Source organism: uncultured Campylobacter sp., assembly GCF_938045465.1.
Lineage (GTDB): Bacteria > Campylobacterota > Campylobacteria > Campylobacterales > Campylobacteraceae > Campylobacter_B.
Window position 1 is genome coordinate 1 of sequence record NZ_CALIBF010000055.1, and the last position, 7,538, is coordinate 7,538.

General features: G+C 50.0%; 6 protein-coding genes and 3 pseudogenes. 1 reads left to right on the forward strand and 8 read right to left on the reverse strand.

Features of this window, described 5'->3' with window-relative positions:
- Positions 1-855 (forward strand): annotated as a pseudogene (locus Q0413_RS02815) (hypothetical protein); the annotation flags it as partial.
- A 117-nt stretch (positions 856-972) separates the two neighbouring features.
- On the opposite strand, the gene Q0413_RS02820 reads toward Q0413_RS02815, so the two are convergent.
- The 8 genes and pseudogenes from Q0413_RS02820 to Q0413_RS02850 all read right to left on the reverse strand — a co-directional run.
- Positions 973-1,638, reverse strand: coding sequence for a ThiF family adenylyltransferase (locus tag Q0413_RS02820; protein WP_298987088.1), 666 nt, complete (start codon positions 1,636-1,638; stop codon positions 973-975).
- Positions 1,635-2,114 (reverse strand): carbon-nitrogen hydrolase family protein, encoded by a 480-nt coding sequence (locus tag Q0413_RS11220; protein ID WP_366939639.1) that lies wholly within the window; start codon positions 2,112-2,114, stop codon positions 1,635-1,637. Before Q0413_RS11220 ends, Q0413_RS02820 begins: the two co-directional genes overlap by 4 nt.
- A 447-nt stretch (positions 2,115-2,561) precedes the next feature.
- Positions 2,562-2,810: pseudogene (locus Q0413_RS11225) on the reverse strand (carbon-nitrogen hydrolase family protein); the annotation flags it as partial.
- A gap of 9 nt (positions 2,811-2,819) precedes the next feature.
- Positions 2,820-3,005: an exodeoxyribonuclease VII small subunit gene (xseB, locus tag Q0413_RS02830; RefSeq protein WP_005872361.1), complete on the reverse strand. Its 186-nt coding sequence runs from the start codon at positions 3,003-3,005 to the stop codon at positions 2,820-2,822.
- Complete coding sequence (locus Q0413_RS02835) at positions 2,995-4,101, reverse strand: homoserine O-acetyltransferase (RefSeq protein ID WP_298987095.1); 1,107 nt, start codon at positions 4,099-4,101, stop codon at positions 2,995-2,997. Before Q0413_RS02835 ends, xseB begins: the two co-directional genes overlap by 11 nt.
- Entirely contained in the window at positions 4,098-5,549 is a 1,452-nt protein-coding gene (gene guaB, locus Q0413_RS02840; protein WP_298987098.1) for an IMP dehydrogenase, read from the reverse strand. Before guaB ends, Q0413_RS02835 begins: the two co-directional genes overlap by 4 nt.
- 3 nt (positions 5,550-5,552) lie before the next feature.
- Positions 5,553-6,911 (reverse strand): Asp-tRNA(Asn)/Glu-tRNA(Gln) amidotransferase subunit GatA, encoded by a 1,359-nt coding sequence (gene gatA / locus Q0413_RS02845; RefSeq protein ID WP_298987100.1) that lies wholly within the window; start codon positions 6,909-6,911, stop codon positions 5,553-5,555.
- 96 nt (positions 6,912-7,007) lie between these two features.
- A pseudogene (locus Q0413_RS02850) lies at positions 7,008-7,538 on the reverse strand (isoleucine--tRNA ligase); the annotation flags it as partial.

Genomic DNA, 7,538 nt, shown 5'->3' on the forward strand with positions numbered 1-7,538 from the left:
GAAAATAATGCTACTAAAGCGGTAAGACTACTTTTGGATAACGGTGTTAAATTTGAAGAGACGGAAGTCGTTAGAAATAGGCTGCTTCCGCCGAATTATAACCATATAAAATCTTTGCAAATAAGTGACTATGGAAATTTTACGTTGATTTATGAGACCGACTACCCTATGATTAGTATAGGAGAGCCGAATTATTTCTTTTCATATCTTACGAATACGAATATGTATGAGATAGCAAAGATGGCATTAGAAAGCGGCTATAAGCCATATATTTGGAAATTTCAAAACTCTACGGTAGGTCTAAGGTACGGAAACGATATTAAAAAGGTCGTGCCTGAAGGAATATTAAATGATAAAGCGGAACCGACGGACGGATTTGATATTACCGAATATGATTTTTCATTGTATGATACATTTTCGGGCACTCCAAATTACGAACTGATTTTAAAGCTGCTTATGCAGTATAACGTAGGCGGACAACCGAGTCCGGAATTTCTAAAACGAAAATATGATGATTGTCATAGAAACTATATATATAGTTTGGATAGTTATTATAAAATAAACTACGATGCAACTTATTATATACCTAAAAGTGAAATTTCGCTTATAACGACGGTATATCGCAAATATTGCAAAGATAGAAATTCTACATTTAAAGATGTTTATGAATATACGAAATTTGCAAGCGAGTTAAATGAAATGGAAGCGGTATCCATCCATATGTATACTATAGATAAAAATGGTCGTAAGCTTGATCAGCCGTATAAAGATAATTTAAAAAAGCTAGATAAATATATAGATGAGATCTCATCTGGTGAGATAAGAAATGCAAGAAAAGAATGTCATCAAAACTAAATATTAAGGAGAATAAAATGACGGAGCAAGAGTTAAATCAACATACTCGAAGTTAGCTTTTTGATATAAAGTCAACCCGCAAGCTCGGGCTTAAATTTAAACTAGCCCGAGCCAAAACTACAACCTTATCTTCCTAACTTCCAGCTCGCCGCTAAAAAAATTTGCGTAATAAAACAGGTCTTTTTTTACTTCGAGCCCTGCGAGGTAGCGTAGCGCCAAATTTGCTTCAAAGCTCGCCGCAAACATCACTATAGCAGCCGTTATGCCCGCAGGTGTCGCGTTTAGGCTCGGGAAAAATTTAAAATCCGCATTCTGCACGAAGCAGACTTGGCACTGCCAGCTGTCCACCGACGCAAACACCCACGGCACGCCTATTTGCTTAGCAAACGCATCGATCTGCGCGCGAGTGGCGAGATTATCGGTCGCATCCAAAATCAGATCAAATTTCTCGCCCGCGCCTATCGCGCTAGCGAAAAATTCCTCCGCGCGACTCTTATGTACCTCCACGCTCACGCCGTCGTAGCGAGCCTCCGTGCGGCTTTTAAAAACGTCCGCTTTAAATTTGCCCTCGTCTGCAAGCGTAAATAAAATTTGCCTGTGGATGTTGTGAAGCGCCACCGTGTCGAAATCCACGACGCTGATCCGCCCGATGCCGCTTGCGCCCAGAGCGTAAGCAAGGCTGCTTCCAAGCCCGCCCGCGCCGATGATTAGGATGCGCTTGTCCGCAAGCGCGCGCTGCGTCTGCTCGCCCCAAAGCTGGATCTGTCTGTGAAAGTAGTTCATAAAAGCCCCCTGCTGACTAGATTCTTGCGGAATTTCCACAGCCCGCGCGCCGCAGCGATCTCGTCCGCGTCCACTTCGCACATCAGCACGCCCTCTTCGTTTTTCAGCTCGTTTGCGATCTCGCCGCCGGGGGTTACGACGAAGCTCTCGCCGTAAAATTTAAACTCGCTTTCGCCGAATTTCGCCTCGCCGATGCGGTTGGCGCGGATGACGTAGAGCGAGTTCGTAAACGCGCGCATCTTCAAAAGCTCGCGCCAGCGCCCGCCGCTTTCGAAGGTCGAGGCGCACGGCACGAGCACGCAGCCGACGTTTTTCTGCATAAAATAGCGCCAAAATACGTCAAAATGCGCCTCGTAGCCGAAGCAGACGCCGAATTTCACGCCGCCCTCGCTAAAGATCATCGGCGAAATTTTACCGATTTTGCGGCTTTTGCGGTTGGCGAAAAAACTCTCCTCGTTCCAGTGCGGATAGTCCATCAGGATATTTTGATCGTAAAATTTCACCTCCGAGGGCGAAAATTTCGCGCAGGATTTCACCCAGATAGGCTCGTTTTCGCTCGCGCAAAAGATCTCCTCTTCGCTCGCATCTTTTTGGCTTTCGGCTTTTAAATTTGAAGCGTTCGAGTTACTCGGGATCGAAGCGCTTAAATTTAAACCGTCTGCGGAATTTGCGGCTTTGAAATTTAAAGCGTGCGCGCCGCAGGAGTTTGAACCGCCTTTGGAACTCTGCTCGTTTTTGGAATTTAAAGCGCCTTTAGAATTTAAGCCGCCGTTGGAATTTAAATCGCTCTTGGAATTTGGCTCGCCTTTGCAACCAGGCTCACTTTTAAGGCTTAAGGAATTTTCGCCGCTAGAGCTCGCACTTTTTTGAGTCGTGCCGCCGAAAATGCCCGCCTGCCTCAAAATCGCGCCGCTTGCGGCTCTGATTATCGGCGCTACGATATGCAGGTCGTATTTGGCGGCCAGCCGCGCCATCAGCTCCTGCTTGTGCTCGCTCTGTTCGCAGGCGATAGAGCGGGGCATCTTTTTAAGCTCGCTAAAGAAGGAATTTAGCTCATATTCGCCCAGCAGTACGATCCGCGCGCCGTTGTCTTTGGCGACCTTCATATAGTAATCGATCCGATTTTCGCTCATCGAAAGCGTCGGTAGTTGCAAAACGCATACATTTATCATCGTCGCCTCCTAAGCCTGCTCGGGTGCGTTTATTTCGGCGACCTCGAGTTTGGCGTTTTCTAAAATTTCCTTCGCCTCCTTTAGCAGCGCGACGCCCTGTTTATATAGCTTCACGCTCTCCTCTAAGCTTAGATCCTTGTCGTTTAGGCTCTTTAAAAGCGCGTTAATCTTCTCCATTTTTTCTTCAAAACTCATCCAAAATCCTTTTTATGATGTAATCAAATTTTTCTATCTCGACCAAAAACGCGTCGTGTCCGTAGTCGCTGTCGATCTGCGCGTAGCTCGTGCGATCCTTTTTCCCTAGATCGCTCATCGCATCGTAAATTTCTTTCATTAGCCCCGGCGGAAAGAGCACGTCGCCTTTGAAAGAGATGAGGTGCAGGCGCGATCTGATCTGCGCGCAGGCGTTTTTGAGATTGCCGTAGTGGCGCGTGCAATCAAATATATTCATCATCTTAGCGATGTAGAGATAGCACAGCGGATCGAACCTGCGCGCGAAATTTTCGCCGTTGTATTCAAGGTAGCGATCCACCTGAAAGCGTCCGTTAATCTCGTAAAGACCGTCAGTTTCAACGTAGTTGCGCCCGAATTTGTCCTGCATCGAGCTTGGGCTTAAAAAACTTATATGCCCCGCCATGCGCCCCACCGCCATGCCGTCAAGCCCGTGCTCGGTGATCAGATTTTTATCGTAGTTGCCGTTTTTAAAGCTCGGATCGCGCAAGATGGCCTCGGTCGCGATCTTATTAAACGCGATCGCCCAAGGCTGCGTGGCGTAGGTGCTTGCGAGTACGAAAATTTCATCCGCAAATTCCGGATATTCGATCGCATAGCACAGCGCCTGCATGCCGCCCAGACTGCCGCCGATAACGGCGCGGGCGCGCGAAATACCTAGGTGTTTTAAAAGCATCATCTGCGCGCGCACGACGTCCGAGACGACCACGACGGGAAAGCGCAAGCGGTACTCGCGGCCGCTGCTTTCATCGACGTCGAGCGGGCAGGTGGAGCCGAAAGGCGAAGCCAGGATATTTATGCAGATGACGAAAAATTTCGTCGTATCGACCGCTTTATGATCGCCGATGAGCCCGTCCCACCAGCCGGGTTTAACGTCGCCCTCGTAAAGTCCTGCGGCGTGCGCGGAACCCGTTAAGGCGTGGCAGATGACGATAACGTTGGATTTGTCCGGATTTAGCTCGCCGTAGGTTTCATAGGCGAGCTTGAAGTTAGAAAAGACGCGACCGCTCTCCAGATAAAGCGGCTCGTCGAAATTTTGAATTTTGCTTTGAAGGATCACTGATTTACTCGGTAATTCGGCGCTTCCTGCGTGATGATGACGTCGTGGACGTGGCTTTCTTTAAGACCTGCGCTCGTGATCTCGACGAATTCCGCCTTTTGCTGAAAGGTCGCGATATCCTTGCTGCCGCAGTATCCCATCGAGCTTCGCAAGCCGCCTAGCAGCTGAAAGATCACGTCTTTTAGCATGCCCGCGTAAGGCACGCGCCCCTCGACGCCCTCGGGCACGAGCTTTTCTTTTGCGGTGCCGTCTTGAAAGTAGCGATCCGAGCTTCCCTTTTGCATCGCTGCCAAAGAGCCCATGCCGCGGTAGGTTTTGTACTGGCGGCCCTGAAACGTAATGAGTTCGCCCGGGGTTTCGTAGCAGCCTGCGAGCAAGCTTCCCATCATCACCGAGCTTGCGCCCGCGGCTAGGGCTTTGGCGATGTCGCCCGAGTATTTGATGCCGCCGTCTGCGATGATCGGAATTCCAAATTTAGCCGCCTCGATCGCGCAATCGTTAATCGCGGTAAATTGCGGCACGCCCACGCCCGCTACGATGCGCGTAGTGCAGATCGAACCCGGGCCGATGCCTACTTTAATCGCGTCGGCTCCTGCGTTTGCGATATCCTTTATGCTAGCGGGGTTTGCGACGTTTCCTACTACTACGTCGACATCAAAATTTCGCTTCAGCTCCTTAAGCGTGTCGATAATACCTTTGGAGTGTCCGTGCGCGGAGTCCATCACAAGTGCATCTACGCCCGCTTTGACGAGAGCTTCGGCTCTTTGCAGATGGCCTACGCCAATCGCCGCGGCGACGCGAAGGCGGCCGAATTTGTCTTTATTGGCGCTTGGATATTCGATACGCTTTTTAAGGTCTTTAATCGTAATAAGCCCCTCTAAGTGGCCGTTTGCGTCGATTATCGGAAGCTTTTCTACCTTATTGTTTCTAAAAATTTTCTCCGCATCATCCAGAGTGCAGCCCTTTGGGGCGGTAATTAGCGGAGCTTTGGTCATCTTTTCGCCTACTAGCGCGGCGGTGTCTGTTTCAAAGCGCAGGTCGCGATTGGTCAAAATTCCAATTAACACGCCGTTATCGTCAATAACGGGAATGCCGCTGATGTGGTACTCGCTCATCAGATCGAGCGCGTCTTTGATCGTGGCGTCCGCCTTGATCGAGATAGGGTCTATAATGACGCCACTTTCGCTCTTTTTTACGCGGCGAACCATCTTGGCTTGGGAGTCTTCATCCATATTTTTATGGATCACGCCGATGCCGCCGAGGCGCGCCATCATTATCGCGGTGCGGTACTCGGTGACCGTATCCATCGCAGCACTCACGAGAGGGGTATTTAGCGTGATATTTTTCGTAAAACTCGTGCTGATATCGACCTCTTTGGGTAAAATTTCAGAGTATTGCGGTACCAACAAAACATCCTCGAAGGTCAGAGCCTTTTTGACGATCCTCATTACTTATCCTTTCACGATTTTTTCTAAACTCAAGCCGCCGTCCAGCACCGCTTGTTCGTCGTAGGCGCGCCCGATGAGCTGCGCGCTGATATTAAGAGCCTCTTTGTTTTTCGCTACCGGCACGGAGATCGCGGGAAGCCCCGCTAAATTTACGCCGATCGTGTAGATGTCGCTAAGATACGCGCGAAGCGGATCGCTAAGCTCGCCGAATTTATACGCCACTCCAGGCGCGATCGGCATAAAGATCAAATCAGCGTCTTTTAAAATTTCCTCATATTCACTTTTGATGAAGGCCCTTGCCTTCTGTGCCTTGATGTAATACGCGTCGTAATAGCCGCTGCTTAGCACGAAGGTGCCTAGAAGCATACGGCGCTTGACCTCGTCGCCGAAGCCTTCGCCGCGAGTGTTGGCGTAGAGCTCTTTTAAATTTAGAGCCTTCGCGCGGTTTCCGTAGCGCACGCCGTCGTAGCGACTTAAATTTGCGCTAGCCTCGGCGGTTGCGATGATGTAGTAGGTCGCGATGTCGTATTTGGAGCTGCAAAGATCGCGGTAAACGATCTCGTGTCCAAATGATTTTAGCTTTTCTATAGTTAAATTTAGAGCCTCTTTGACCTGCTGCGAGGCCTCGTCCACGTAGTTTTTTATAACGGCGATCTTAAGCTTGCGATCAGCGTTTAGCTTATCCGCGGTGCTTTCGTAAGCGCCCGTGTAGCTCGTGCTGTCCATCTCGTCGCGCCCTGCGATAATGTCGTATAAAATCGCCGCGTCCTCGACGCTGCGCGTAATCGGTCCTATCTGATCTAGGCTGCTCGAATACGCCGCGAGCCCGTAGCGGCTGACCCTGCCGTAGCTCGGCTTAAAGCCTACGCAGCCGCAAAATGCCGCCGGCTGGCGGATAGAGCCGCCCGTATCGCTTCCGAGTGCGGCTATGGCGATATTTGCCGCTACGGCAGCCGCGCTTCCGCCGCTACTGCCGCCAGGTACGCGCGAGTGATCGGTCGGATTGAGCGTTTTGCCATAGAATGAGCTCTCGGTCGTGCTTCCCATCGCAAACTCATCCATATTCGTTCGTCCAAACGGCGCCAGGCCGCGCTCGCGTAGCTTTTTGATCACCGTCGCGTCGTATGGCGCAACGTAGCCTTGCAAAATTTTACTCGCCGAGGTGACGCTCCAATCTTTTACCTGAATGTTATCTTTGATCGCGATCGGCACGCCCTCGCCGCTGATATTTAGAGCCTCGCCCGTGAGCTGCTCGATGTAGGCGCCGAGCTCTTTGGTTTTTAAAATTTTATCCTTTAGCTCCGCTCTAAGCGCCGAAATTTCATCCGCGCTCAGGCTTAGAGCCTCTTTCAAACTTATCATCTGCCATCCTTAAATTTATTCACGAAATAGATCCCCACGCCCGTCGCTACGCAGATCAGCGCGATCGTAAAAAATACGAAGCCGAGACTTATGGGGCTAGCGAGCATGCATGACCTTCGCGCAGCGCGGGCAGAGCTCATCAGGCTCTTTTGCGTTAAATTTCCAGCATCTCGGGCATTTGTGTTTAGAGGATTTTACGAGGCGGAAAATTTCATCGTTTATCTTAAATTCCGCCAGAGCCTCCTCGCTTTGCAGAGTGTCCACGTCGCTTACCATGAACCAATCCGCCACGCCTAGGATGTCGTTTGATAAAATTTCGTTCGAGCTCGTTTCTAAAACCAGCTCGAGCGTCGATTTGATGATCTTGTCTTTTTTCAGCGCGTCGATGAGCTCGAAAAATTTCTCTCTCGATTTGATTAAAATTTCGTCAAATTCTATGAAATCGTCAAATTCTATCGGCTTATAGATTAGATCAAAGGCGTCCTCCTTGCCCTCTTTGATGATATGCGGCGCAAACTGCATCACTTCGTCGATCGTGTAGGTTAGCGTAGGCGCGATCAGAGGCAGCAGCGCTCGCGTAATCAGAGCTATCGCGCTTTGCGCGCTTCTGCGGCGCGGCTCGTCGGG